This window comes from Bradyrhizobium sp. USDA 4451, assembly GCF_054822585.1.
The window spans coordinates 195,587-221,909 of record NZ_JBTRCH010000001.1 but is presented as its reverse complement, the minus strand read 5'-3'; the positions used below and the strand labels follow the sequence as shown (position 1 = coordinate 221,909).

Below are 26,323 nucleotides of genomic sequence, written 5' to 3'. Positions count from 1 at the left end.
TGGCTGGAGATCATACCCGGACTGGCCGTGACGATTTTTGCCCTCAGCCTCACCATTGTCGGAGGCCACCTGCAGGACCGCCTGGAAGGAAAAAGTTGAATGCTGCAGGTTCATCTCAAGCCTGTCTCGCAGCAGGCAGATCTCCTCACCGTCGATTCTCTGAGTGTTTCCTTCGGGCGCGACATCTCCGCGAAAGCGGTCGTGCGCAATGTCTCCTTCTCCTTACGACCAGGGGGATGCCTTGCGATCGTCGGTGAGTCCGGCTCAGGCAAGAGCGTGACCGCGCGGGCGCTCATAGGCCTCGCCGGTCGCCACGCCAGGGTCCATGCACGCCAACTGAGCTTCGATGGAACGGACCTGATCGGCGTTGACGATCGTGGTTGGCGGCGCATTCGCGGCAGTGGGATTGGCTTCGTACTGCAGGATGCACTCGTCTCATTGGACCCGCTTCGGCGGGTCGGCAAAGAGATTGGTGAGGGATTACGCCTGCATGGTGCCGTGTCATCGCGCCAGGAGCTCACACAGCGCGTGATTGCTCTCCTCAAGCTCGTCGGCATCCCTGAGCCCGAAATCAAGGCCCAGCAACTGCCGCATCAATTGTCTGGTGGTCAACGCCAACGGGCTCTCATCGCTGCAGCACTTGCGCTCGATCCACAACTCCTCATCGCCGACGAGCCGACCACCGCGCTCGACGTGACAGCGCAAGCTCAGGCGTTGGCACTGCTCGAGGAAACCAAAACGCGAGGTAAGGCTCTGATCCTGATCAGTCACGATCTGGCAGTGGTCTCCCGCGTGGCGGATGAGGTCCTTGTCATGCGTCAAGGCGAGGTGGTCGAACGCGGTACCGCCGCTCAGATATTTGGAGATCCGCGACACTCCTATACTCGTCAGCTGCTGGACGCCGTGCCGTCGGGGCGGCCGCGTGGCTCGCGTCTCTCATCATCGACCATTGGCGAGCAAACGGAGCCAGTCGTGCAATCGCCGCAGACATCTCGCCCTATCGTGCTCGAAGCGACAAACCTGGTGAAGCGATTCAAGGGCCCGGATGGTACTGCACGGGCGGCTGTCGACGGCGTCTCCTTTGAATTGCGATCCGGCGAGACTTTGGGCATCGTGGGTGAGTCCGGGTCAGGAAAGTCCACGATGGCGCGCATGGTCCTGGCGCTTGAAGGACCCGACGAGGGAGCCGTTCAGTTTGAGGGCCGGGCTTGGACCATGCTTGCCGAACGCGAACGGCGGGCTCGCCGGCGGTCGATATCGATCATTTACCAGGATCCTCTTAGCTCGTTTGATCCACGCTGGACGGTCGGTCGCATTTTATCCGACAGCCTTTTGAGCAACGTCGAGACGTCGCGCAATCGTCAGGAGCGAGTCATCGAGTTGCTCGAGCTGGTGGGATTATCCAAGACCCTGCTCGACCGGCGACCGATCGAGCTCTCGGGCGGTCAGCGCCAGCGCGTCGCGATCGCCCGCGCGATCGCGCCAAATCCTGCCGTGATCGTCTGCGATGAACCGGTTTCGGCGCTCGACGTCTCGATCCAAGCCCAGGTCCTAGACTTGCTTGGCGATCTGAAGCGCCAGCTCGGCATGAGCTATCTCTTCATATCCCATGATCTCGGTGTTGTTCGTCATATCAGCGATCGCATCATCGTGATGCGCCAAGGGAGAATTGTCGACTGTGGCGCGACTGAAGAGATATTTCTCAATCCACGATCTGAGTATACCAGGAGCCTTATCGCCGCCATGCCCCGTCTTGTGCGCGGTCCCGAGATAAGTCGTTCGTCAACGATTCTCGAAAGAGGCATCGCCTGAATGCTGCCGAACTCGACTTCTGGGTCATAAATAGCTGATCGTCGATCGCGGAGGTATTACCATTTTGCGCGCCGGTTTGGTCACGATTACGCGCTCGTTCATCGCTCCGCCAGCACAGTGTGCGGTTCGCGGTGGGGCGGCCGGCGCGCGGAGCGGGCCAGGCGAGCTCGGTCACTTCCTGTTCGCGAACCCGACGATTGGAACGTGCCGAATTCCTTGACTATGTGCCGACAGGCCTTGTCGGCCATCGCCGTCTCGCGAGCTAACTCGGAACTCGGCTTTTTACGATATCCTTTGGAACCTGGTGCGATCCCCGACAAGAGGCAGCTTTTGTCAGTTTCAAAACAACTGGGGGGCGATCCGGCGATCTCGATTTCATCGCATTTATTCAGCCCTTATTGCAGCTGATCGGTTGGCACGGTCGTTGCTCAGGCAATGCCGAGTACGGCGCTGCATAAGCGATCGCTTTCGGCCGTGGCTTCATTCTGAGAAAGAAGCAAAATTTGGAGCTTCTCGCATTCGGTTGACGGATGAATTCGATTGGGAGAGGCGTATCGAGACGAAGCGCGTGTTTGGGCAGATCAGCAAAGTCAACGAGCTTGCGTTGGTGACCTCGGCTGCCGCGGTGAGTAACAATCGCAACAAGGCGGTGGTGGAGGGCTATGGTACATTCAGTCGACGAGCGCACGGCCGATGGCTGCGAAGGCCCGCCGCGAACATGTGACGTCATCGGCACGTCGAAGCTTTGATTTGGCAGATGGCGGTGGCACAAATCGCATGGCGTAGCGGCGTTTGCCTGTAACAAGTGCTAAAAAGGCCCACTCGTGATCCGGGCAAGACGGAATCGTCGACATGTCGCAAACGATCGGCGCCAACTGCGCGTGCAGCGCGAATCATGACTCAGACCAGAGCGGGACGACAGACAATTTTTCATCGGATGGAGAGTTCGTTCGATACTGGAGTCGAGCTGCTGATCGGCTGCGTGCGGTGGCGGCCGTGGGGAGACGAACTGAGGATGTGATCAGGAGGACCGGGATTGGATTGCAGCTGTCCTCAGAGGACTTCAGCGGTCTCGATCTATCCGATTTTCCGTTGCGGCGCTGTACCCTCAATCGCGCGCAACTCTACGGAGCAAAGCTGGATCGGGCAGACCTTTCTGGAGCGAACCTGATCTGTCCCGGGCTAGAGAGAGCAAGCTTCCGTGGGGCAAAGCTGGACTTTGCGTATATGCACGCGATTGCGGCCCAGGTGTGTAACTTCGATGATGCCAGTCTGCGCAACGTAGTTGATGCGACCGGCGGTCTGTTCCACGGTTGCAGCATGAAAAGAGCGCGTTTTGACAACGCGATGCTCAGTGGACTTCTCGTCTATCAGTGTGACGCGAGTCATGCTGTATTCGATGGGGCGGAATTGCAAGGCTCGACTCTTAACGAGTGCTTCCTTTCCTCCGCTTCTTTTCGCTTTGCCAAATTGAGCCAGGTCACGATCACGAAGGCGTATCTGGCGGCTTGCTCATTCTTGCAGTCAAAGGGTGACTGTCTATCGATCGTGCGTCCCACCTCGGTCGACGGTCTTGTCCTGGAAGGCGCTCATCTTCCGTTTCTGAGACTCTCAAAGGTGAGCGGCCGGATTACGGCAACGGCACTGAGTGCCCCATTCGCTGATCTGCACCTATCAAATCTTTCAAGGGCGCAGCTTGAGCAGGCCGATTTGACCGAGGCGCGGTTCCTGTCCGTAAACTTGTCCGAGGCGAACCTCATCGGCGCCGTATTGAACGGTGCGTCAATTCGTTCTTGTCAGCTCGATGGAGCGGATCTGTCCCGGGCATCAGGCGAAGGCATTTCGATCACAGAAAGCACGATGCGAGCCGCTAAGTTCACGAGCTTTCATGGCCGCTGCGCGTTCATGCGCGACTGCGACCTTGAGAATGCAGACTTCTCGCAGGCGTACCTCTACAGGTCGATGATTACCGGTGATCCTCCGCAATCAATGGCATTGGATCACGCTAATCTCGAAGGAGCCAATCTCGTTCAGGCATATCTGGCGGCGGGATTGACCAACAGCAACCTGGAGGCAGCGCGCGTCGCATACATTCGCATGAATCAATCGTCATTGCGCGACGCGAACCTGAGTGGGATATCGCCGTTCCAGGCCAGCTTCGTAAAGGTCGACTTTTCGGGTGCCAAGATCACCACATTCGAGCCACCGTTTTTTGCGGACCGGTGTCCCGGACTTCAGACCGGTCTCAAGGGCGATCAGCTGCGCGAGTCATCAAGCTATTTGGCTAACTTCTCTTCATTGATAAGGCGTGATCGCGAAGGCTCAACCTGATGTCCGGCATCTTGGAATAGATTGCCGCTTGGTCCGTGCTGTGAGAGAGCGTTTAACCTCTTTGACAACCCGTTGGGATGCGCGGTTGGTTGACACCATAGGCTGGCCTTCTGCGATCTGACTGGTCAAAGGGCTGCTTGTGCGTTCGAAGAAATTGGAGCGAGAAGATGCATCTGGCATGTCTTTCAGCGGGCAAAGCCTTCATCCGGGAGGTGGCGAGAACGGGTCAAACGATTGGAACGGTACACACTCTAGGCGCCCTGCATCGTGGGCATGCAGAACTAATCAGAAGAGCGGCATCAGAGAATGACGTCGCAATTGTCACGGTGTATCCGAACAAGATCCAGCTTAGACCGGGTGGGAACTACGATTTCAATTTGGATGATGATATTGGCCTTGCCCTGCGTGCGGGAGCAACAGCCGTGATTTCCTCGAACGACGCCGAAATGTTTCCGACTGGCTACCGAACGTTTATATCGCAAGGAGACTATCATTTGCGCTTAGATGGGCCTGAGGCGTATTTGAAGGAAGCTGTTACCGGCGCAATCCGCTGGATCTGCTATGCGCGCCCAACTCGCAGCTACTTCGGCCTTAAGGATATCGGTCAGGCGATTCTGGTGAAGCGCGCCGTCGCAGACCTACTTCTTGACAGCGAGATACGGTTCGTGCCGACGGTGAGATACAAAAACGGAGTGCCAGTTTCGTCGCGCTTGAGGCGATTTAGCCGCTCCGAGCTTGATGAGCTGTCGTGTCTCTTCATGGCACTCGACCATTCGAGGAAAGAGGTCGCCCGAGGAGTCTCGCGCGTCAAGGATCTGATAATGTCAGCCGCATCTCTGGTGGCGTTCCGAAAGTTCAAACTCGATTTCATCCGCGTCGTTGACGCTGATAGCTTTGAAAATCTGGAGCAGGTCAAGCTCCCCTTCATAATGATTGCGGCGGCAATGGCTCATGACCTCAGAGTCTTTGATAGCATTTACGTTCCAGATCAAGATACGCTGCTGAATGGTCCTCCGGACGTCTGGATTGATTTGCCTGAGCAGCAGTAGCCACGCGACTATGCGTACTTATGGAAAATACTGTCGCTCTGGCGCCCATAGTGGATGTAGGTGCCTGATGATTACCTCGTTTTACGTCGCCTCCAGGCCAGGCGCATTGGTCGGCTATAAGGTTAAGCTATCGCCATCCACCGAACATGATCGATTTGAGAAGCCAAATGCGATCCCTGCTGCTGCTGGATCTTGTGGGATATGCTCTCGATTAATCCGCTCGTAGTCCCGCCCCGGGGCAACTCAAAGCGCTGAATCGCGACCTGTCGGGGCCCAAGTCGGCAAGCAGTAATCTGTGCAGAACGAGCGTTCATGAGCGAGCGCGTTGATGATGGATTTCATATCGCGCCAGCAGCCGGTGTAAGCGAGGCCAAGCGCTTTCACGACGACAGCCTATGGATTTGCTCGAGCGGTTATGAACAGAAGGGTCAATTCGCTACGGCAAGGGCAGGTAAAGCGCTCGTTGCCGGCTGACATTCTACGTCTCGGCACAATTGGGGCATGTCTGCTGCTTTCCTAAGCTTTTCGATCGAAGTCGTCTTCCCCGAGAACGGGATGTTCGCCGAAGCCGTAGTCCCTATCCAAGATATCTCAGCATAGGCAAAAAGATAGAATTGCGATGCCACTGTTGTCGGCTTCCAAAGTTCTGAAAATGCTTGAGAATACGTGGTTCTCCAGACCTGCCAGTAACCACAGGTGAGGTGGCGGCAACGCCGGGTTCCGCTTAGCCCGTACGGGTCTTGTCGAAGCAAGGGAGCGGCTCGGGGGCAAAGGAGCGCGCTATCATTGGCACGCGCAATATGGCCTCGAGCAAATGCTCGGTGCCGCGAAATATCATACCGAGGTCGATGGTCTCACAATGTCTCGACGGCCAGATTCGGCAAGCGACGTGTTTCACGGAATGCGACCGTGATGCCGGTCGTCTAGTTGGGTCGATCCGTCTGCACTGAGCGTGAACTTGGATCTTACCCAATGTTACTCAACGTTCGTTTGAAAAGGCGCTCAGGGCGAAAAAGTGACGGATTAGCATCCCTGCGCCTCGGCATTGGACGCGGAGGGCGCGGGGTATGTGGCCCAACGAGCCCAGAGGAGGGGATGATGACAAGGAAGCTCGCCGCCTTTCGCGGTTATTACATGGGGCTTGCCCGTAACGTTCTCATCTGCGTTGCGCCTTTGGCTGGAACGGTCATAGGATTCACCCAAGTCAAGGCGGACGAGATCAACTGGCGTCAGTTTGAAGGCGCGTCGATTGTCTGGGCCTATGACATTCATCCGTATGCGGACGCGGTGGCAGCCCAGTTGCCGGAATTCGAGAAGCTGACGGACATCACCTCGAACGCGGCCTAACCTTCGGTGCGGTAAAATGAATGCCAGGCCATTGATGTTCTTTGGAACGACGAATCTCGATCTGTGCTTCAATGTCGAGCGGCTTCCAACGCCGGGTGAAAGCCTGATGGGTGCGTTGACCCGTAACCCCGGAGGAAAGGGCGCCAACCAAGCTGTCGCGGCCGCCCGGCTCGGCCTAAAACCACACTTCTACACGCATCTCGGTGATGATGATGCCGGTCAGTCGCTGTTAAAATCACTTATGGAAGCCGGCGTTCGCACTGAGGCAATTACGGTCTGTGCGGGCGAAGTCTCGGGCTTGGCCGTGGTTATGGTCGCTGACGACGGCTCCAACATGATCGTCATAGACCCGGGCGCCAATTCGAAGGTGGGGCCTGACATGATCGAGAGCGCAACCAAATTCATAGAGCGCGACGCAATCGTCGTCGCAGAAATGGGTATGCCGATCGCCGCACTCAACCGACTGTTCGAGATGAAGCGTGAGAAAGGCTTCGAGCTTATTTTCAATCCGGCCCCGGTGAGACCAGGTCTTCCATCGACTGCATGGAGAAACGTTGATTTCGTCACGCCGAACCAGACGGAAGCCTTCGAGTTGACCGGCATTGACGTGTGCGACTTCGAGAGTGCTGCACGCGCAGCGGAAAAGCTGCTTGATCTCGGTCCGGGCGCCGCGCTGATCACCCTCGGAGCACAGGGAGCTTACTATGCCGACGGTACAGGCTCCTTTTCTCTGCGAGCCTTTCCGGTCAAGGTGGTCGATACCACGGCCGCGGGAGATGCTTTCAACGGAGCATTCGCAGCATCGCTCGCTCAACGGCTGCCTCTTAAGGAAGCAGTTAGAAAGGCGCTAGCGGTTGCAGCCTTGTGCGTAACACGGCGCGGCGCTCAAAGCTCAATGCCGACGGCTCAGGCAGTTGATGAGTTTCTTCAGTCTCAAACGATCTTGGAGTTGGAATGACCGAACAGTTCTCAGTTTCCGACCGAACGGTGCTCGTCACCGGCGCAGGCGGCGGTATTGGCTCTGCCATTGCCAATGCGTTTCGCCAGGGAGGCGCGAACGTCGTTGCCACCGATGCTAATTTAGAGAACCTCAGAGACACTCTGCCAAGGCTGCCCTATGGTAACGGCATACTTCCCATGGCGATGGACGTCGCGCGCGAGGACGACATCGGGCGGGTCCTGGAAGACATTGCCAAACACTTTGGTCGGCTGGACGTGCTGGTGAATAATGCAGGCATTAAATCCGCTCAGGCGCTGCTCGGTGGAAACTCCGAGAAAATTGAACGTACGATCCAGATCAACTCGGTCGCTGTCCTGCGCTGTTCAAAGCTGGTTATTGAGCGCTTCATGAGAAGCAGGGGCGGCCGCATTGTCAATGTCGGCTCCTCGTTGTCCTCGCAAGGCGCAGTGTTCAACTACCAGGCTGGCGGAAGCGACTATTGTCTTTCGAAGGCAATCGTTCACGACGTGACCAAACTGCTTGCCTACGAATGTGCGCCCCTTAGCATCAATGTGAACGCGATCGCGCCCGGCATTATTGACACTCCCATGCACGGTCGCCCGCGGGAGGAGACCGAAGCGCGCCACAGCGGCCGCATTCCGTTGGGACGTGTTGGAGTGCCCGACGATATCGCAGGGCTTGCGGTGTTCCTTGCCAGTCCTGCAGCTTCCTACATGACAGGGCAGATCGTTCATGTGAACGGCGGGATGCTGATGAATGGTTAGCCCAAGCTCTCACCTCAATTGGCCGCCTATCGCGGGGGTCATTTCGGATCTCGATGGCGTCCTCTATCGCGGAGATGCCGCAATCGTCGATGCGGTAGAAGCGTTTGGTCGATGGCAAGCGGCCGGGCTGCCGTTCTGCTTCGTGACAAACAATTCGACCCACACGCCGGAGGACGTCGTCTACAAGCTGGAAGCGTTTGGACTTGCGATAGGACCGAACGAAGTGGTTACCAGCGCGATTGCGGCCGCAGAGCTCGCGCGGACGAATTACCCGGACGCGAAACGCGTATATGTTATGGGCGCGGCCTCGCTTTCGAATGCGGTCGCCGCAGTCGGGCTGGACGTTACTGACCGAGAACCGGAAATCGTCGTGATGGGCCTCGATCGCCACATCACACATGAGAAGATGCGGATTGCTGTTGAGGCGATCTTGAACGGGGCCGCCTTCATCGGCACCAACCCTGATCTCCTCTTGCCGACCGCCAATGGATTCGAGCCGGGGGCAGGAGCAATGATTACCGCGGTGGCCGCAGCCACCCGGACCAAGCCCCTGATCGTTGGGAAGCCTGAACCGCACATGATCGAAACTGCGCTTTCCCGCCTCGGGACGGTGCGCAGCGCCACACTGATGATTGGCGACCAGATTGCGACGGATATTCAGGCCGGTAAGGGAGCTGGTCTTCCGACTGTGCTGGTCACGACCGGCGTTCCGCCCCGAGAGGATCCCGCACTCGCGCGACCAGATTTCATCGTATCGAGCCTGGGAGAGATTGAGGTTCCGACGGGGCTGGTTGGAACCCCACGACAGAGGAGAGCGTGATGGCCGATGTTCGTCTCGAAAGCGTCAGCAAGGCCTACGGGACTATCCAGATCCTGCGGAATATCGACCTGACAATCGTGGCGAATTCGTCGTGTTCGTCGGGCCATCCGGGTCTGGCAAGTCGACGCTGCTGCGCATGATTGGCGGGCTGGAGCGGATTGGCGGTGGGCGCTTGCTGATCGATAATCAGGTCGTCAACGATGTTGACGCGGCTGATCGTAACCTCGGGATGGTCCTTTGTCTCGGCAGCGTCACCTACATTTACGGCAGCGCCGGAAAAGAGTCTGTCATGGCAAAAGCGCCAGCCCCCGAGCTGCTCAATAGATCCGGCAACGTTCGCCTTGCGGCCTCCCGGCGGACTGCCATCTGTTCATGATCAACGGAAAAGCCCTGCGACGGTTGCAAGCGCCTGGAAAATGGAGCTAATTTTATCTGGTGTTGGCCGGCAGCAAACTCGGTCGTTAGACACGGGCGGGTGAGGTGAAGGGAGACGGTATCAAGCAGTTCTTCCGGAACTCCCGTTCCTTTGTGCTGGGGGCGGGCATCGGATCAGGCATGGCCGCAAGAGCGGCCGAGCGAGCAGGAGCAGATTTCGTCCTCGCGCTCAATGCCGGTCGATTCCGCGCGATGGGCGGCTCTTCGCCCGCTTCAATCCTGCCAATCCGCAATACCAACGATTTCGTGGCCGGCTTCGGTCGGACCGAGATCCTGCCCAGCACGAAATTGCCGGTATTCTTCGGCGCTTGTACCTTTGATCCGCAGCTCGACATTGATCGTTGGCTCGACCGGATCGGCAGATGGGGTTTTGCGGGAGTCACTAACTTTCCTTCCGTCATTCACATTGATGACTACAGGAGATCGTTGCTTGAGAAATCGGGCCTGGGTTATGCCCGCGAAATAGAGCTGCTGGTGAAGGCCGCAAAACGTGGCCTGATGACCATCGCCTATACACGGACCCAGTCCGAAGCAAGGCGCATGGTTGAAGCCGGTACTCAGGCCATCTGCATCAATTTCAATCTCAACCGTGGCGTTGAAAGCGCATCTGACCCATCGATTAGCCTGTCGGAGCTTGCCGCGCGCACGAGCGCAGTCGCGCGTGTGGCTCAATCCGTCGACCGAAACGTGATCTGCCTCCTTGGCGGCGGGCCGATAACAAAGCCGGACGAACTCTTGGATATCTGCAGCGAGACGGGCGTCAAGGGTTTCATCGGGGGCTCCTCGCTCGATCGGGTCCCCCTGGAGATGTCGGTCCTTGAGATCACCTCGGGATTTAAGAGCCTTCACTTGTTGCGGGAGAAGGTCGACCTCCTCGAGCGCCAACTCCAATTGAGCGGCTTCAGGCACGGCATCATCGCGCAGTCGTCAGTCATGAAACGTGTTCTTGAGACCGCGAAGCGTCTAGCCTCTCATTCAAGTCCGGTGCTCGTCTGGGGCGAGCCCGGGTCGGGCAAACGAAGGATAGCCAGCTTGGTCCATGCCTTCAGCGATCGCAAGCACGCGAACGCAGCGCTGTTTCAATGCCGACCCGGTCCGGCCATCGATACGGTCGGAGCGCTTTTCGGGGCCGAGCGCGACCAGAACAGAAGGCGCCAACTGTCGCTGCTGGAAAGTGCAAGCGATACGACTGTATTGCTGCTGCATCTCGATCAGCTTTCGCGTGATGGCCAGGAACGGCTCGCCGATTACCTCGAGACCGGCAGTTTCGCGCCCTTGAACGGCGCATCTATTGTGCGCTCCAGTGCTCGAATCGTCGCAACTGCCACGGTTGCTCGCGGGGCTGGCCTCCAAACAATGCTGTGTCCCCGCCTGCTTGCCTTGTTTGCGGGGCTCGACGTCAAGCTCCCCGCCTTGCCAGACCGATTGGAGGACCTTCCCCAGCTGGTTCAGCATTTCACGGTCGAGGCAAAGGGGGACTCAAATGCTCAAACGCTCGCGCTCGAAAACTCGGCATTTTTGGCGCTTGCTGGCCATGATTGGCCCGGCAATCTCAGGGAATTGCGCCAGATCGTGAACCAGCTGGTGACGCTTCCGGATGCGCATATCAGCGCGGGCATCCTGAGGCCACTGTTGAACACGTCCGTACCCACCACTAAGCCAAAAAATGCATTCTCCGAGCGGGAGTGGATCATTGAGGGATTGAAGCGAAACAGGCTTCATCGCGGAAAGACAGCGAGTTCTCTCGGGCTTTCTCGAAAAACCCTCTACAACAAGATCAAGAAGCTGCGGATCTTAGAGTAGCAGTCCAGCCGTTCAGTCTGCTCAGCCAAGCGATTTGGAAGCGGTCCCCTCCAGAGGCGTGAATACTTGTCATGGCGACCGGCGGCCCAACCAACCAGATGCTCTCCCTTTGACTAGGCCGATTGCTGCCGTGGAGCTGCGCTGATCTCGGGTGAAACACCGCCGGCAACATCGCTGGCTTGGGAAGTTTTCCTCCATAGCATTCCATCGCACCATACGTGCTCCACGCGGCCCCACTTGCAGGCTGCGGCCAGATGAGGGAAAAACCCACGCCCATGATTATTGGCGCTCGTATTGCAAAGCAGCGGAATGCCCGTCAGCGCTTCATATTCGACCAGAAGCTCGGCGACTTTGTGTTGCGAGGTCCTGCTGATCGTCTGCAGTCGCGCAGATCCGTCGAGATGGACAACAGCGGGGATTTTGTCCCGCCATTCTGGTCGAGTCTGATGATCGAAAAGCATGTAAGGATCCGGCGTTCCTGGGCTGAAAATCTCCGGCGCGCGATCTTCCAGGCAGATCGGCGCAACTGGCCGGAAGTGCTCGCGATGCTTGATGTCATTGAGATAGTTCTTCATTCCCGGCGATGTTGCGGCTGCAAGAATGCTCCTGCTACCCAATGCCCGAGGCCCAAGCTCGGCGCGACCGGCAAGAAAAATCACGGGTTTGTCGCTGGCGAGAATAGTCGCCAGTTCATGCATATTGCAGGGCGAACCATCCCATTCAGGAGGCACATCACTACCTTGCAGCACCGGACCACTGTAGACCGACCACTGCAACGGCACGAGGCCCTTGTCCGCTACCATTGCACAACAGGCTGCACCGATCGCGGAGCCGCTGTCATTTGGAAATGGCGGTACCCAAACAGCATCGAACAGTCCTGCCGAACGTAGTGTACTGTTCCATTTGATGTTGAGGCCGCAGCCGCCTGCTATGCACAAATTGCGAGTGGAAAAACCGGACTGCCGTTGCAAAGCACTCGCCATTTTGTGCACGAGCAGGCGCTCGAGGAAACAATGAAAGGATGCGAGCACATCCTCAGCCGCCTTGGCCGTCAACCGCGGCGCGCTTGCGTCGAAGAAGTCGTGAATGGTCGTAAGCTCAAACTCCATGCTCCCGAGATCTGTACGGTAACTCTCCCGCTTGGTGTCAGCTTCAAATTGCTCTTTGTAGAGCTCCTGAAAGACCTTGATGATGTTTTCGTCGACGGAGCCGAGGGCGATATAGGCCATCAGCTTGCCGGCGACACCTAGATCGAGCTTGCCGGCGCCACCTGGATCCACCTTGCCGGGTTTACCCAGGTCCCAATTGGTGCGATTAGCCCGCTTGTATGGCCCAAAATGAAGGCCCGCAGCGGCATAGATGTGCCCAAACAGCGGGAATAAACTGTCGATGAACCGGGCGCCCCCGCGTTCTACATGATAGAGCCGTGGATAGGTGCCCCCATCCCACACGAGGCAGAAAGCAGGCTGTCCGGCTTTGGCAAACGGGCTGGTGCAGTATGCGGCCGCCACGTGGCTGGCCACGTGAGGATAGCTCTTATAGGGGAAATCCCTGCCGTCGAGCCTAAGGCCAACGCCATCGCGAGATGTGAGAAGGGCCTCGGGATGAGGTTCAACATAGGACGCCCCCTTGAGCGTGATAGGAGCCGCTCCGCTGCGGAGTTTGTATTGAGCTTCCACTTGCCCCAGCCAGCCGTCGACGACGAACTGGTCAACGTCCTGCACATCCAGACCGTGCTCTGCCAAGGCCATGACGACTGCATCGAGATTGTCTATCGTTTGATAGCGCGGATTGTTGCTCCGCTTCTCCTGTTCGATACAAAAGACGAGCCGACCGTCCTCGATCAGCGCGACCGCTCCGTCATGCGTCAGCTTGATACCGCAGATAAGCATAATGCCTCCACTTTGATGCCGGCAATTTGATGAGTTAAAGGTCAAGTCTAGAGGTCGAGAACATGCGATTAAGCAATCGTCGTTGTCCCGGCTCATTCTCGGGCCGCTCGGGCTAGACCGAGATCACCATTGGTTGCGGTCGCATGCCCACGGCCGATTCCGTCGTCAGAGATCCGATTGCTGATGGCGCGCGAGCGTGGTGCACAATTGCGCCGACCGAAATCGGGGGCCCCGACTAATGTCGCGTTCGCGACCCGGCAGTGCGCCGGGATCGAGGTCGCCGTTCTGCGTTGTAATGCGGCTTTGAGCTTCGTGATCGCGGGTCAATGTGTAGCATGCGCGTCAACGCTCTTGTTCTTTGTCACGCGGAGGCACTCGCTCGCTTCATCAGATCGGCGCATTCTGGCAGCATTTCCTATTCTCGCATGGCTCTTCACAGAACCGGACCCGTTGGTCGTTTCAAAGAGCGTGCCAACAGCCAGTGCTGCTTTTCTTAGCTTATTCTTATCCAGCGCGTGTCGCGTAGAGAACGGGATGTTCTGAGGCTGACAGTGACGTTGCAGACGCTCCGGTTACTTCAGTGGCGCGCCGCAATTGTTGACAGCGCGCGAGGCAGCTTTGTTTGATGTGATGGAGACCACGTTGGACATCTGCGGTTCAGCGGACGCTCCGGCCAATCGCCTCCGCATTTTGACGCCATGCAGCTGGTTCAAGGGACGATGACGATTCAGGAGAATGCGTTTGCGCGAATCTCCGACAGGGCGGGCGGAGCGAGACGGGGCGTAACTCGACTTTAGAAACGGCAGCTGCTCGGAGTTACGTTAGCGCGTCGCACGGAGCTGCGCGCCGTGCAAGTGCGAACCCCGCAAATACCTCCGCGCCAGAGCTGCCTTGGTCGTCCCATGCTTGACGGCAGCCGCTTAAGAGGGGGCCGCGAGGCCCCGCCTGCAGTCAACTTGATTGAGCTGAGCATCTCTGCGCCTAGTCTCCACACGGCGCGCCCCTTTTGCATTTCTCTTTTCCCGCGGTCCCGACAATCTGGCTTGAGACAATCGTAGCCGGGCAAAATAAAACTACAGCGGTTATCGGATCTTGACAACGTAAGCAACGACCGAGCTAGTCAATTGCCTTTGCTAGGCAGATTGATTGACCGACGAGTTCAGAATGCCGCGCGACGCGCAGTAGCATCTCGCTGCGGCTTTGTGCTATATTCCTGGTCGAAACTATCCTTGCGCCTTTGTCGGACATTGCGATGCGTAGGCGGTTTTGGCCTTGAACACGCATTGTCGCTTGATGGCGTCTGATGGCGTCGCGGGCCCTCGCTTGACAGCGCATGCAATATTGTCAGCCTCCACTCCCGCCCCTCAATCGCTGCGTTCTCCTCAACATCGGTGAGCAAGTCAGGTCAGGCGCTTGATTGCGTGCAGCCGGTCTTGCTGTCATCTCTTGCCGTCATCGAAAACTGCGTTCCGACCATCAACTCTTCAGATCGAGGTCAGTAGTGAACAGCGACTCATTGACGACAGATATCCGGGAGTTCCTGGAGCTCTGGCAGCGAACCTTCAACAGGCATAGGCCGGATTGTCTGGTTGCGTTGTACACAGATGATGCGATGCTGCAGGGTACATCGAGTGCAAAGCTCTATATCGGGGCCAAAGAGATAGCCACTTACTTTCGTGGCGGCGCCAGTGTGAAAATGGGGGTCTGGCGCTCTGTCACGTTGGCGCACGACGTTGTCCTGGTCGTGGGTAGCTATGCCTTTTCACAGACATCGAAAGGCCATCAGCAATCAACGCCGGCGCGGTTCTCCTTTGTACTGCGCCGTCAGGGCGACACATGGAAGATCGTGCATCATCACTCATCCGCCAATCCAACTTGAAGGCCGAACCGAACACTACGCGGCGTCGCGCAGTTCGGGAATTGAGTAACGACCTCAAGCGGAAATCAGCATTCGGCCGTGCAATTGCAGGTGCATAAAGATGCGGTTTGCTCAGGGGCTTTCACGAACTTCCTAAGTTGTAGGCTGTTCCTCTTTAAGACGAGACGGGCCATAGGATGGGGCCATACGCGTTCTTCGGCTCTTCATTTTGTTATTTGATCTGACGCGTAGCGGACGAGCTTGCCTGCCGCCTGGCGCGCGCGCCTTTGCTCTTCTTTTTTGATTAATGCGTTCACGTCGGCAGCGGCGAAAGCGGCACGCAGGGCTTTTGCCGCACCAGTTATGGTGTCGCATCTACGATTCGGCATGGCATTTCCTCTTCGTCCATCGGCGCCCTCGGCCCGGCGGCGAACAAGAACGTCCAGACGACAGGCGCGCGAAAAACTCTGCCCCGATTCGCCACTTTCTTGGCAAAATTACCCAAATTTACCCACTGTGGGCAGCTGACGTCAGGTCCGGTCAACCAGCGGTCGACTAGGCTTGCCGAATTGAGCCCATCGCAGAGTGGGTCTGCCCTTGAAATGACAGGAGCGCCCAATGTCAATTGTCCCGCCCACGCCCGCGCAGTTGCGAGATGTCGCCTCACAATGCGGTCTTTCACTTACCGACGAGGATATCGTCTCCTTCCGCGGACTTATCAACGAATCTCTCGAGGCCTACAGGTACATCGAAGCCGTCCCGGATGAGTTGCCTCCAGTCAAATATGCACGCACCCCGGGTTATCAACCACCGCCGGAAGAAAATCTGCACAACGCATGGTACCGCAAGGCGAGGGTCGAGGGAGCACCGAGCGGAAAACTCAAGGGCAAGACCGTCGCTCTGAAAGATAACGTCATGTTGGCTGGGGTGCCAATGATGAACGGCTCGGCGACGCTCGAAGGATTTGTCCCGGACATCGACGCAACCATTGTCACTCGAATGCTCGATGCGGGCGCCGATATCGCAGGGAAAGTGCATTGCGAATGCTTTTGTACATCCGGTGGAAGCCATACTGGTGCGCTCGGACCGGTCCATAATCCTCATAGGATGGGTTACTCTGCGGGCGGTTCGTCTTCCGGTTCGGCCGTTGTCGTGGCGCTTGGCGAAGCCGATATGGCGATCGGCGGCGACCAGGGCGGCTCAATACGTATGCCGTCGTCGTTTTGCGGCATCTACGGCATGAAGCCCACCTGGGGTCTTGTCCCCTATACCGGCATCATGCCCAATGAGCTGACGCTCGACCACACCGGCCCCATGACCGCAACGGTCGCCGACAACGCCCTGCTATTGGAAGTCATCGCCGGAGACGACGGATACGATCCACGCATCAAAGCGCCGAAAGTCGAACAATATACCAAAGCACTCGGGCAAAGCGTCAACGGATTGAAGATCGGCGTTCTGAAGGAGGGTTTTGAGCAGCCGGGGGCGGAAGCCGATGTCAATAAGGTGGTTCGTGAAGCGGCCAAGCGCTTCAAGGATCTCGGGGCCTCGGTGGAGACGGTGTCTGTACCAATGCACCTGCAAGGCGCGGCAATCTGGACGCCGATCGGCACCGAGGGCGCCACACAGACCATGATGTTCGGTGACGGCTTTGGTACCAGCCGATCCGATCTCTTCTCACTGTCACTCATGGACTTCCATCGAGGTTGGCGACAGAAGGCGAACTTCCTGTCAGAGCAGGCCAAGTTGTTCCTGTTGCTTGGCACCTATGTGAACAACACGTACGGGCCCCGCTTCTACGGCAAGGCCGTCAACGTCTCTCGTCGCCTCAGCGCAGCTTACGACAGGGTCCTTAAGGACTACGATCTCCTTCTTCTGCCGACGACGCCCATGACGGCGACGCAACTTCCTCCCCATGATGTCAGCCGCAAGGACTACATCACTCGCGCAACGGAGATGTTCACCAACACCGCCCCGTTCAACATCACGCATCATCCAGCGATGTCGCTGCCGTGCGGAATGGTGGATGGCCTGCCGGTCGGCCTTATGCTTGTTGGCCGCCACTTCGACGAGACCACCATCTATAAGGCGGCGCACGCGTTCGAGCGGATCGGAGACTGGAAGAAGATGTGACCAGGGCAATGTGGTCGACGACAACAGGCCATCGTGGCGTCCGTGGCACGGTGTGGAGCTCTGCGCGTCGCCGCCCTGGTTCGTTCCGACGTTAGGCAACACGCTATGAGCGTCGAATTCGTCGGTCGCCAATACGTGATGGCTTGGCAAGCAGACGAATTGAAAGACAGGCCAATCATCTACAGCAAACTAATACGAGGAGGGTGCATCAATGCGGAAAATATCGACTTACTTTCTTGCGACCGTCGCATTTCTGGGAGCTGCCGGCAACGCGATCGCCGAGGACGTTCTCTCCGAAGTGTCGACATTAGAAAATGAGTATTTCAACAACTGGTCGCAAGGTGCCGAACAGGCGGCAAAAGCCCTGGGTCTGAACTATCGCATCCTTTCGGGCAAAGGTGATGCCGCAAAGCAAATCGAGATCTATGAGGCCCAATTCGGCGCTGGTGTCAGGATCACGTTCGGCGAGAATCTCGTTGCGGCGAACATAAAGCCCATCGTCGAGATGGCAAAGAAGGTCGGCGCGGTGCATGTTGCTGTTTGGGAGTCGTTGCCTGGCTTCCACCCTTTGGACGCCGGGTTAGATAACTACGCTTTTGCGACGTTTTTCTCGCCCGATGACGTCGAGAACAGCTATAAAATCGCAAAGTTGCTTTTTGACAAGATCGGCGGAAAAGGCAACGTCGCGCACATTACTGGTTTTCCAGGGGTTGATGCGGACATCTCCAGAACTGCGGGCTTCGATAAAGCTCTAGCCGAATACCCCAATATCAAGCTCATCGCCCGCCAGCCTGGAAAATGGAATCAGGTTGACGCTCGCAAAGTCATGGAAGACCTGTTGGTGGCGCACTCCAAGATTGACGCTGTCTTCGGGCAAAACGACTCGATTGCACTGGGCGCGATGCAAGCCGTCGAAGACGCCGGTATGCATATTCCGATCGTCGGCCTGGATGGCAATCGAGAAACCCTCAAGTTGGTCAAGGAAGGTCGCATTCTTGCGACAATGGGCTTCACCCCGCAGTGGCAAGCGGGTTTTGCGCTGGTGCGTGCATACGATGTTGCTAAAGGGTTTAAGCCGAACCCATGCGAGCGTATGATGTACACGGGAGCCACGCTGATAACCGCTCAAAATGTAGACAAGTATCAAGCATTTCTTGCCGGCGAGAAGCTTCCGTTTGATTGGAGAAAGATGTCGCGGGTTCTTCATCCCAACGATTGGGATGCTCAAAACTATGTATGGCCGATCGATGTGAAGACCTATTGGGGAGCTCGTACGCCGACCGGATATAAGTTTCCGAAGGCTTATCAAGATGCCGTTGACGAAGGCTGCGTCGCTCAGCTCAAGGTGGAGTATAACAATCACTATCAACAGCGTATCCCCGAGTGACGCCGTGGATGCCTCTCTCCATCGAGAGAGGCATCATGTTTACCTCGCCTTTGATGGATCGCAAAAATGCTACAAGCGTCGAGGGCCGGTTGCAATGATGGCGAGTTACGGCGGCGGGCCGTAACCATCTTCGTCTTCGTGATTGCGACTGTAGCGTTTGGTCTCGTGGCTCCATCGTTCGCAACGCTCGCAAATATCAAGGCTATTGAACTATCGAGTTCTGTCCTTTTGATCGCATCCATCGGCGCGACCTTTGTAATCCTGATGGGCTCGATCGACCTGTCCATCGGAGCTGTTGCTAGCTTTTGCGGTATGCTGGTTGCGCGCCTATCGCCCGACCTGGGGTTATGGTCGGTTCCCATCGCATGCGTGGTCGGCTTGGCGTTTGGTGCGATCAATGGGCTGGTTTATGTCTACCTCAGAATTCCCTCGATTCTGGTAACGCTTGGATCCGCAACAACCATTTCAGGAGCGGTGCTCTTCATTTCAGATGGCCGCTCATTATCCGTATCGGACCCAGCCGTAATCGATATGGCCCAGGGCGCATTGGCGAATGTGGTCCCCAATGCGGTGCTGATTTCAGTGTTGATCTATGGGGCTGCGGTCCTCGTAGGTGACCGCACGCGTTTTGGGCGAATGACCCTCGCGATCGGTAGCGACGAGCAAATTGCAGCCCTCATGGGAGTGAGGGTTAATGCGATCAAAGTCCAGGCGTTCGCATTGTCGGGCCTTCTTTCCGGTTTTGCCGGAGTCCTGTTGGCGGCGCGTCTAGGATCCGCCACAGTCACAATGGGCAGTTATATGACCCTCGACACAATCACCGCGGCGGTCGTTGGCGGAACTGCGATTACAGGTGGCTCTGGCAACGTGCGCCTGACAATCATCGGGGTTCTTTTCATAACGACCTTTTCGGACGGCATGAACATTCTCGCCTTGCCGCCCTATCTGCAAACAATCATCCAAGGAACCGTCATTCTGCTCGCCGTTCTTCTGAACACCGGACGCGCGAGCGCGGAGGACGTGAAATGAATGGGGTCTCCGCGCCGATCTACTCAATGCGTAACGCCTCCAAGCGCTTCAATGGCATTGCCGTCGTCGAAGGCATCGATCTCGATGTGTTTCCCAACGAGATTGTTGGTATTGCCGGCGAAAATGGGGCGGGTAAATCAACCACACTCAAAATGATTGCCGGCATCCATGCACCGAATGCCGGAAGTATGAGACTATTTGGCAAGAGCTTCAGGCCCCTAAGCTATACTCATGCTGTTGAGGCCGGAATTTCGATGGTTTTCCAGGAACAGGCTCTTATTCCAAGCCTGGCTGTCTACGAAAATATATTCCTCTCGTTAGAACCCTACTTTACCAGCCGGCTAGGCATCGTCGACAGAGATGCGATGATAGCCGTCAGCGAAAGACACCTCCAAAATCTCGGTCTTGACTACATCGATCCGCGCCGCCGCACCGGTGATTACGCTTTCCATGATCGGCAGATGATAGAGATTGCCAAGGCGTTCGCGTTGGCCGAGCATTTCCATATCGATCATCCGATCATCCTGCTCGACGAACCGACTGCGGCAATCGGCGAGCGAGAAATCAGGATTCTCTTTGAATCAATTCGTCGATACCGTCGTCGCGCGTCATTCGTGCTTATCACCCACCGTCTTGTGGAATATGTGGAGCTATGCGACCGCATTTACGTGTTCAAGGATGGACGAAATGTCGGCGAGTTCGCAGGAGAAGAGATCTCCGAACAAAGCCTTCATCGGGCGATGGTTGGACGAATACGAGACGACGAATACTTCATGGAAAAGCGCCAGCTGAGCCTGGTCGGGGCGCCAATCGCGATTTCAGCTCATGGTCTAAGCGGCCAAAACGTCAAGAATGTCAGTTTTGAGGTTCGCAAAGGTGAGATCCTTGGAATTGGCGGTCTCGTCGGATGCGGCAAAGAGGCTGTTGCCAGGGCCGTCGTCGGTTTTGAGCCCTTTCCCCCAAACGGCACCGTGGAATTGGGCGGCGAAGCCTTGCCGCTTCGCGGACGTGGAAAAGCGGCGATCAGGCGCGGGGTGGGTTTCGTGCCCAAGGAACGCAAGAGCGAAGGCATCGTGCCTTACATGTCGGTTCAGGCAAATATGTCGTTGGCCTCGCTTCCGCTCGTCTCGAGCCTCTCTGGGTTCCTTTCCCGCTCCAGAGAAAGGCGCCTGGCCGAGAAGTACATCAATCGCTTGCGTGTGAGATGCAAAGGGCCAACACAGCTTTGCCAGTTTCTTTCCGGCGGCAATCAACAGAAGGTGGTGATCGCCAAATGGCTGGCCCGAAAGGTTCAAGTGCTCGTCCTCGACAATCCCACGCGGGGGGTCGATGTCGGCGCCAAGCAAGAGATCTACAGCGTTCTGAGGGACTTGGCCGAAGAGGGGGTAGCTATTCTTCTGGTTACAGACGATCTGCCCGAGCTGATTGGAATGTCAAACCGGATCCTCGTGATGCGAGAGGGAGAACTTCAGTTCGAGTGCAGTGCGCCTGCGGACAATAAGCCAACGGAGCAGGAACTTGTCCAACACATGGTATGAGCCGCAAACGACTGGGTCGAGATCAGTTGCAGAAGGAAAAATGCAGATCGCCCAGTTCTATGACCGTCGCCGTGTCATCATAAATGCGCTCGGGCCATTGTTGCTGCTGATGGCAATGGTCACGGTATTCGCGCTGATCAACCCGCGCTTTCTAAGTTGGATAAACCTTTTCAACCTGATGCGGCAGTCATCGATCCTGCTGATCGTCTCAACAGGCATTACATTTGTAATTCTTATGGGAGCGCTCGATCTTTCCGTCGGAGCCATTGTGACGCTCGTAGCCATTTCATCTGCGGTTCTGATCCGTGACTTCGATGTCGGTGCAACCGGGGTAGCCTTCGCTGCAGCAGGTATGGGAGCGCTTTGTGGTCTTGTAAATGCGACTCTCGTTCTTCGTCTCCGGCTCCCGTCCTTCGTCGCCACATTGGGCTCAATGACTATTCTTGGCGGCATTTCGACGTGGATCAGCGGGGGTGGCAATGTGTTTTTCCAAAGCCCGAACCTCACATGGATTGCTTCCGGCTCCATGATCGGCCGTATTCCGAACTCCGGAGTTTGGGCTCTTCTCATTTTTGCCGTGGCTTCTTTTGTCGGTGCGAGAAGCCACTTCGGAAGAGCGCTGTTTGCGATCGGGGGTGGCGGTCTAACCGCGCGACTTTCGGGCATTGACGTCCTTCGCACCAAAGCGATCGCTTTTGTTGTCTGCGGAATGCTTTGCGGAGTTGCGGGCTTGCTGCTCGTCGCGCGAACATCAACCGGAACTTCGCGTATGGGTGATGATCTGTTGCTTCAGGCGATCGCCGCGGTCGTCATGGGCGGAACTGCGCTATCTGGAGGGGCGGGGGGAGTCCATCGCACCCTGACTGGCGTTCTGGTGATCGCCGTACTGCAAAATGGTCTCAATATCGCGGGCGTGCATACATACCTGCAAATCATGGTGACGGGGCTCATCGTCGTTCTGTCTGTTACAATAACTCTGGATCGATCTCGGCTAGCCTTTATTAAATAGTGGCGCATTGTCAGGGGCGATACTGAACGGACAGCCGCCTGCGTCTGACCCGTTTGGTATAGACGCGCGCGGCGCCGAAAAAGGTATCGGCCTGGATTGCTCGCGTTGTTGGTAAGAATATCCGGACAGCCGATAATGCCCGTTGACGCCCTTGCGGTGGCGGAATCGAATGGCGCGTCGAGAGCTCTGTTTCTAGATGCGTCAGTCGAATGTCTGTCCAACTTGCTGCCGGCTGGGTGTCATCCTAAATGCGGCCCTGTGAGAGGAGCTTGCCTACACGATGCATCGCCGCTTGCTGTTCGAGCGCGGGTTTGCCTCGAGATCCCCTTTGGACGGGGAATAAGCTAGCTCGGCCTCGCGGCGGCGAAGTGGCCGCTACTCTTTGACAGCCGCACGGGACCGGAGTGCCGGCGAGCATTGTTATTCTCCCCGTGCGGCTCCGCAAGCTCGTGCTTCCAGGAGGCGGCTAAGTACCTGTCGCGTCAGACCTGGATGAGAGTTGCGTCTTATACGGTCGGTTACCCAACGTTACCCAGATGCTGGTCGCGCGGCAGTGACCGCTCGGGCCGTCGCCTGAATAATAGCAATCGGCAACCAAACATCCGCTCTGACCCTTTTGGGGTCTGATCTCTTGGGCGTGATTTCTTGGGTATGATTTCTTGGGTGTGATCTCTTGGGTCCGCTGGCAGACCGGTTCGTCTGCTTTTCTCCCGAGACTTGAGCCGCTGCCGGAGAAATCCGGCAGCGGTGTTTTTTGACCGGCACCATGCCGCCATTTTTGCAGCAGTGATGGCGAGGTAATTGCCGGCAAGATCGACGGCCCACGGCAAGGATAGTCACCCTGAAAAATGCGCCTGACACGACCGCAGTTAGCGAAAAGGGCGGACGACGACGAACAGTCATTGACCCAGCGTTCACGGTAAGCGGCGCCGGACGGCATCTGAAATGCATCCGGCCCTCCCGAGCCTTGAAACACGCTGGCGAGATCATCGTTTGGAAAGCGCATTGTCTTGATGTCGAATGCCGGGACCCCGTCGCAAAGCCTCGAGCATGATCTGGAAAAGTGGAAACAGGTTTTCCGAAAAATCATGCTCAAACAAAGAGATGGGATCATGATGCGGGTCCGTGGAAAACGCATCATGATCCAGCGCTCCGATCTCGAGCCATCTGGCTCCCTGATGCGCGTATCAGGCGGCTTGAGCCGCCTTTAGATCGCGTCCGCACCGGCTAAGCCGAACAATGCATTTTCCGAGCAAGAATGAATCTTGCGGAGGGCGGCCGGTCCTGATGGATTTCTAAGAAAATCCCTCTGCAAAAAATGAGGAAGCTTGCGGATCATAGAGTTGCTGTCCGGCTCGTCACGTTGCTGAGGTTTGCCGTTTCGATGCGCTTCCGTCCAAAAGCGCGAACATCGGTAATGTCGATCCATGCAGGCCAAGGCTTACCAGCTCCATCTCCTCGCTCATCGTCCGTGTCAGAGCCTCCGCTGGTAGATGGATGAGCCCCTCCAGATGAGCACCAAGTCGCTTCTCCGCCGCGGTAATTTCAGAATCGCTGGCGATGGCGAACAACGCCTTGAATCCAAGGCTGGTGAACCATTCCATCCGCCGAAGTTCGAGCTCCTGTCCGGCATCAATAGGTACGCCCGCCGCCGACCGCTCGATCAAAGATGCCGGCGGGAAATTCGTAATCCCGGCGATGCCGGCATCTTTCAACGATTCGGCAATGTCCTCCCAGCACGCGAAGGGGTCGATCATCAATATCGCCGCATAGACACGAGGCGCGGACGTCGCTTTGTTGAGGCTTCGCAGGTCTCGCAAAAGACACTCGTTCCAGTCGAGGATCGGCAAGGTCGCCATGACCAGCTGGGAGCCGCTTGGAAGGCTACGCAAAGACGGGGCATAGACCTGCAATTGTGGTCCTTTAGCTATGGCCGACATGTGTATGGCAAGTTTGCCAGTAGCTCTCGCCCTCATCGCTTCTACCCAATCTTACCCATTTGGTCACCTTACCGATCTTATACGCGGGTAAAGCCGGGTCTAGACCGTCTGTTGTAAGGAATGGTCTGGGAGGAAGATCGTGTCGCACCATTGCACGGACGACCAGAGGTCGGGCCGGGATGGTAAGCTTTCTGGACAGCCGACGGGATTCATCACGGACGCTGTTGCGATCGTTGCCACGTTGGATACCAAGGGCCGCGAGGCGTCTTACCTTGCGGACCTCATCGAGGCGTGCGGTCGCAAGACCATCCTCATTGACGTCGGCACGAAGAGAGATGACGGCGACAAGCAGGCCGATACGAAGGCCCCCGCCGAGCTGCTGAAGCAGATTGCGGAAAGCACGCGCGCAAAGGTTGGCGATCTTCTCGGATCGGCAACGATCAGCGCGATTGTCGGAGTTGCGGGCGGCAAGGGAAGCGCGGTTTTCGCGGAGGTTGTGTCTGAGCTGCCTTACGGCTTTCCGAAGCTTCTCGTAAGCAGCGCGAGGCCGGCGCTACTCGCTGAATTGGCCACTCACAACGACATCATCCTTTATCCGACGCTGGTCGATCTCTTCGGCATCAACGTCTTTACCACAAGGGTACTCGAGAATGCCGGACGGGCCGTTGCGGCCATGCGCTACGCACCCATCAAGCCTGGACGAGACAAGAAGATCGTCGCGATCACCGCCTTCGGCGTGACAACGCCTGCGGTAAATCAGTGCGCAGCGCGGCTTGCCGATGGTGGGCTAGACGCGATCGTCTTTCCAGCGAACGGGGCGGGCGGCCGCAAGATGGAGCAGCTGATCGCGGCTGGTGAATTCGACGCCGTCATTGATTTGACCACCACAGAGCTCGCAGATGAAATCGTCGGAGGCACCGCGAGCGCCGGCCCGGATCGACTGAAAGCAGCGTCGAAGCAAGGGATACCGCAAGTGATTGCGCCCGGCGCGGTCGATATGGTCAATTTTGGCCCGCCATCGAGCGTTCCTGATCGGTTTCGTGGACGCCGATTTCATGCCCATACGCCTTACACGACGCTCATGCGCACAACTGCGTCTGAGAATGCGAGCATTGGCCGCCTCACGGCAGAACGGCTATCGCGAGCAAAAGGACCCGCAATTGTCCTTTGGCCGGCGAAAGGCGTGTCCGATTACGACCGCCGAGGCGGCATCTTCCACGATCCCGAGGCCGACAAGGCTTGGCTCGATGCGGTCAAGGCACATCTCCCCGCGCACGTGGTGGTGCGCGACCTGAACTGTCACATCAACGATCTTGAGTTCGCCGAGGCTGCCGCAGCCTGGACCCTGGAACAACTCACGCAAGGAGATTCATCCGATGCGGATGTTTGAACGAAGTGAAATTCTTTCCAGGATTGAAGGACAGGTGGCGGAGCGAAAAGCAATTCTCGCGGCAGGAAGCAGCTGCGGCCTGGTCGCCAAATGCGCCGTCCTTGGAGGTGCCGACATGCTGGTGGTCTACTCGACCGGCCTGTCGCGTCTGATGGGGCTTCCGACCAGCCGGATTGGCGATTCCAATGCACGCACGTTGGAGCTTGCAGCGGAAATTCGTAACGTGGTGTCGTCCGTGCCCGTGATGGGCGGCATCGAGGCTTGGGATCCTCTCCGGCTCGACCTCGATGTCCTCTTGGACAAGTTCTGGGCCGCCGGGTTTTCCGGCGTCATCAACTATCCGACGATCTCCACCATGGGTGACAACTGGCGTGAGCGCCGCGGTCGCGTCGGGCTCGGCTTTGAACGCGAGGTCGAACTGATCGCTTGCGCGCGCAAGAAGAATATCTTCTCGCTTGCCTATGTCGCAAGCCCGCAAGACGCCGAGGCGATGGCAAGTGCAGGCGCCGACTGCATCGTGCCACATGTCGGCGCAACGCGGGGTGGGCTCGTCGGTCACGAGGACGGGCAATCCATAAAGGATGCGATCCGACGCATCAACGAGATCAACGCAGCGGCGCGAAGCGTTCGGTCGGACGTGCTCTCGCTTTGCCATGGTGGGGCAATTGCCGAGCCTGAGGATACGATCGAGGTTTATCGGGCGACCCAGTGTGTCGGCTTTGTTGGCGCATCGTCAATTGAAAGAATTCCAATTGAGCGCGCGGTGAAAGCAGCGGTGGCGGAGTTCAAAGCTGCTCCACTTCCGCAAACTCATTGACGTTCACT

Annotated in this window: 22 protein-coding genes; 19 read left to right on the top strand and 3 right to left on the bottom strand. The window is 57.2% G+C overall.

Going from position 1 to position 26,323, the window contains the following annotated elements; all coding sequences use genetic code 11:
- Positions 1-99 precede the first annotated feature (99 nt).
- The 10 genes from ACVMB0_RS00925 (at position 100) to ACVMB0_RS00880 (ending at position 11,322) form a co-directional block, all read left to right on the top strand.
- A complete protein-coding gene (locus ACVMB0_RS00925; protein ID WP_461344989.1) occupies positions 100-1,812 on the top strand; it encodes a dipeptide ABC transporter ATP-binding protein in 1,713 nt (570 codons plus the stop codon).
- Between the two features lie 852 nt (positions 1,813-2,664).
- The gene (locus ACVMB0_RS00920; protein ID WP_461344988.1) at positions 2,665-4,143 is read left to right on the top strand and encodes a pentapeptide repeat-containing protein; all 1,479 of its coding nucleotides are present in this window, start codon (positions 2,665-2,667) and stop codon (positions 4,141-4,143) included.
- Between the two features lie 167 nt (positions 4,144-4,310).
- On the top strand, positions 4,311-5,192 hold the full coding sequence (locus ACVMB0_RS00915; RefSeq protein ID WP_461344987.1) for a pantoate--beta-alanine ligase: 882 nt from the start codon (positions 4,311-4,313) through the stop codon (positions 5,190-5,192).
- A gap of 312 nt (positions 5,193-5,504) precedes the next feature.
- Complete coding sequence (locus ACVMB0_RS00910; RefSeq protein ID WP_461344986.1) at positions 5,505-5,666, top strand: hypothetical protein; 162 nt, start codon at positions 5,505-5,507, stop codon at positions 5,664-5,666.
- 624 nt (positions 5,667-6,290) lie between these two features.
- Complete coding sequence (locus tag ACVMB0_RS00905; protein ID WP_461344985.1) at positions 6,291-6,539, top strand: hypothetical protein; 249 nt, start codon at positions 6,291-6,293, stop codon at positions 6,537-6,539.
- A 16-nt stretch (positions 6,540-6,555) separates the two neighbouring features.
- Positions 6,556-7,497, top strand: a complete 942-nt coding sequence (locus tag ACVMB0_RS00900) for a ribokinase (protein ID WP_461344984.1) — start codon at positions 6,556-6,558, stop codon at positions 7,495-7,497.
- Positions 7,494-8,264, top strand: a complete 771-nt coding sequence (locus tag ACVMB0_RS00895; protein ID WP_461344983.1) for an SDR family NAD(P)-dependent oxidoreductase — start codon at positions 7,494-7,496, stop codon at positions 8,262-8,264. Before ACVMB0_RS00900 ends, ACVMB0_RS00895 begins: the two co-directional genes overlap by 4 nt.
- On the top strand, positions 8,257-9,084 hold the full coding sequence (locus ACVMB0_RS00890) for an HAD-IIA family hydrolase (RefSeq protein ID WP_461344982.1): 828 nt from the start codon (positions 8,257-8,259) through the stop codon (positions 9,082-9,084). The genes ACVMB0_RS00895 and ACVMB0_RS00890 overlap by 8 nt, the downstream gene beginning before the upstream one ends.
- A 91-nt stretch (positions 9,085-9,175) precedes the next feature.
- Positions 9,176-9,460, top strand: coding sequence for an ATP-binding cassette domain-containing protein (locus tag ACVMB0_RS00885; RefSeq protein WP_461344981.1), 285 nt, complete (start codon positions 9,176-9,178; stop codon positions 9,458-9,460).
- Positions 9,461-9,564: 104 nt separating this feature from the next.
- The gene (locus ACVMB0_RS00880; RefSeq protein WP_461344980.1) at positions 9,565-11,322 is read left to right on the top strand and encodes a phosphoenolpyruvate hydrolase family protein; all 1,758 of its coding nucleotides are present in this window, start codon (positions 9,565-9,567) and stop codon (positions 11,320-11,322) included.
- 113 nt (positions 11,323-11,435) lie between these two features.
- On the opposite strand, the gene nodU is transcribed toward ACVMB0_RS00880, so the two are convergent.
- Complete coding sequence (nodU, locus tag ACVMB0_RS00875; RefSeq protein WP_461349567.1) at positions 11,436-13,214, bottom strand: nodulation protein NodU; 1,779 nt, start codon at positions 13,212-13,214, stop codon at positions 11,436-11,438.
- 1,501 nt (positions 13,215-14,715) lie between these two features.
- Between nodU and ACVMB0_RS00870 the strand changes: the two genes are divergently transcribed.
- On the top strand, positions 14,716-15,093 hold the full coding sequence (locus tag ACVMB0_RS00870; protein ID WP_461344979.1) for a nuclear transport factor 2 family protein: 378 nt from the start codon (positions 14,716-14,718) through the stop codon (positions 15,091-15,093).
- Positions 15,094-15,296: 203 nt separating this feature from the next.
- Here the strand turns inward: ACVMB0_RS00870 and ACVMB0_RS00865 are convergent, their stop codons facing one another.
- The gene (locus ACVMB0_RS00865) at positions 15,297-15,461 is read right to left on the bottom strand and encodes a hypothetical protein (RefSeq protein ID WP_461344978.1); all 165 of its coding nucleotides are present in this window, start codon (positions 15,459-15,461) and stop codon (positions 15,297-15,299) included.
- Positions 15,462-15,690: 229 nt separating this feature from the next.
- Between ACVMB0_RS00865 and ACVMB0_RS00860 the strand changes: the two genes are divergently transcribed.
- The 6 genes from ACVMB0_RS00860 (at position 15,691) to ACVMB0_RS00835 (ending at position 23,379) form a co-directional block, all read left to right on the top strand.
- A complete protein-coding gene (locus ACVMB0_RS00860; protein WP_461344977.1) occupies positions 15,691-17,205 on the top strand; it encodes an amidase in 1,515 nt (504 codons plus the stop codon).
- A gap of 211 nt (positions 17,206-17,416) precedes the next feature.
- A complete protein-coding gene (locus ACVMB0_RS00855) occupies positions 17,417-18,592 on the top strand; it encodes a sugar ABC transporter substrate-binding protein (protein WP_461344976.1) in 1,176 nt (391 codons plus the stop codon).
- A 66-nt stretch (positions 18,593-18,658) separates the two neighbouring features.
- Entirely contained in the window at positions 18,659-19,621 is a 963-nt protein-coding gene (locus ACVMB0_RS00850; RefSeq protein WP_461344975.1) for an ABC transporter permease, read from the top strand.
- Positions 19,618-21,159 (top strand): sugar ABC transporter ATP-binding protein, encoded by a 1,542-nt coding sequence (locus ACVMB0_RS00845; protein ID WP_461344974.1) that lies wholly within the window; start codon positions 19,618-19,620, stop codon positions 21,157-21,159. Before ACVMB0_RS00850 ends, ACVMB0_RS00845 begins: the two co-directional genes overlap by 4 nt.
- 40 nt (positions 21,160-21,199) lie before the next feature.
- The gene (locus ACVMB0_RS00840) at positions 21,200-22,168 is read left to right on the top strand and encodes an ABC transporter permease (RefSeq protein ID WP_229169868.1); all 969 of its coding nucleotides are present in this window, start codon (positions 21,200-21,202) and stop codon (positions 22,166-22,168) included.
- A 1,010-nt stretch (positions 22,169-23,178) separates the two neighbouring features.
- Positions 23,179-23,379 carry a hypothetical protein gene (locus tag ACVMB0_RS00835; protein ID WP_461344973.1) on the top strand — a complete coding sequence of 67 codons (201 nt, stop codon included), beginning with the start codon at positions 23,179-23,181 and terminating at the stop codon, positions 23,377-23,379.
- 147 nt (positions 23,380-23,526) lie between these two features.
- Here ACVMB0_RS00835 and ACVMB0_RS00830 read toward each other — a convergent pair whose 3' ends face one another.
- A complete protein-coding gene (locus ACVMB0_RS00830; RefSeq protein WP_461344972.1) occupies positions 23,527-24,081 on the bottom strand; it encodes a hypothetical protein in 555 nt (184 codons plus the stop codon).
- Positions 24,082-24,247: 166 nt separating this feature from the next.
- Between ACVMB0_RS00830 and ACVMB0_RS00825 the strand changes: the two genes are divergently transcribed.
- Both ACVMB0_RS00825 and ACVMB0_RS00820 read left to right on the top strand, forming a co-directional pair.
- Positions 24,248-25,498 carry a Tm-1-like ATP-binding domain-containing protein gene (locus ACVMB0_RS00825; protein WP_461344971.1) on the top strand — a complete coding sequence of 417 codons (1,251 nt, stop codon included), beginning with the start codon at positions 24,248-24,250 and terminating at the stop codon, positions 25,496-25,498.
- Positions 25,485-26,315, top strand: coding sequence for a phosphoenolpyruvate hydrolase family protein (locus ACVMB0_RS00820; protein ID WP_461344970.1), 831 nt, complete (start codon positions 25,485-25,487; stop codon positions 26,313-26,315). Before ACVMB0_RS00825 ends, ACVMB0_RS00820 begins: the two co-directional genes overlap by 14 nt.
- Positions 26,316-26,323: the final 8 nt, after the last annotated feature.

Bases quoted from the DNA above. Each gene is read 5' to 3' on its own strand.
- ACVMB0_RS00925 (WP_461344989.1), top strand. From the start codon at position 100: ATGCTGCAGGTTCATCTCAAGCCTGTCTCGCAGCAGGCAGATCTCCTC.
- ACVMB0_RS00920 (WP_461344988.1), top strand. From the start codon at position 2,665: ATGTCGCAAACGATCGGCGCCAACTGCGCGTGCAGCGCGAATCATGAC.
- ACVMB0_RS00915 (WP_461344987.1), top strand. From the start codon at position 4,311: ATGCATCTGGCATGTCTTTCAGCGGGCAAAGCCTTCATCCGGGAGGTG.
- ACVMB0_RS00910 (WP_461344986.1), top strand. From the start codon at position 5,505: ATGAGCGAGCGCGTTGATGATGGATTTCATATCGCGCCAGCAGCCGGT.
- ACVMB0_RS00905 (WP_461344985.1), top strand. From the start codon at position 6,291: ATGACAAGGAAGCTCGCCGCCTTTCGCGGTTATTACATGGGGCTTGCC.
- ACVMB0_RS00900 (WP_461344984.1), top strand. From the start codon at position 6,556: ATGAATGCCAGGCCATTGATGTTCTTTGGAACGACGAATCTCGATCTG.
- ACVMB0_RS00895 (WP_461344983.1), top strand. From the start codon at position 7,494: ATGACCGAACAGTTCTCAGTTTCCGACCGAACGGTGCTCGTCACCGGC.
- ACVMB0_RS00890 (WP_461344982.1), top strand. From the start codon at position 8,257: ATGGTTAGCCCAAGCTCTCACCTCAATTGGCCGCCTATCGCGGGGGTC.
- nodU (WP_461349567.1), bottom strand. From the start codon at position 13,214: ATGCTTATCTGCGGTATCAAGCTGACGCATGACGGAGCGGTCGCGCTG.
- ACVMB0_RS00865 (WP_461344978.1), bottom strand. From the start codon at position 15,461: ATGCCGAATCGTAGATGCGACACCATAACTGGTGCGGCAAAAGCCCTG.
- ACVMB0_RS00860 (WP_461344977.1), top strand. From the start codon at position 15,691: ATGTCAATTGTCCCGCCCACGCCCGCGCAGTTGCGAGATGTCGCCTCA.
- ACVMB0_RS00855 (WP_461344976.1), top strand. From the start codon at position 17,417: ATGCGGAAAATATCGACTTACTTTCTTGCGACCGTCGCATTTCTGGGA.
- ACVMB0_RS00850 (WP_461344975.1), top strand. From the start codon at position 18,659: ATGCTACAAGCGTCGAGGGCCGGTTGCAATGATGGCGAGTTACGGCGG.
- ACVMB0_RS00845 (WP_461344974.1), top strand. From the start codon at position 19,618: ATGAATGGGGTCTCCGCGCCGATCTACTCAATGCGTAACGCCTCCAAG.
- ACVMB0_RS00840 (WP_229169868.1), top strand. From the start codon at position 21,200: ATGCAGATCGCCCAGTTCTATGACCGTCGCCGTGTCATCATAAATGCG.
- ACVMB0_RS00820 (WP_461344970.1), top strand. From the start codon at position 25,485: ATGCGGATGTTTGAACGAAGTGAAATTCTTTCCAGGATTGAAGGACAG.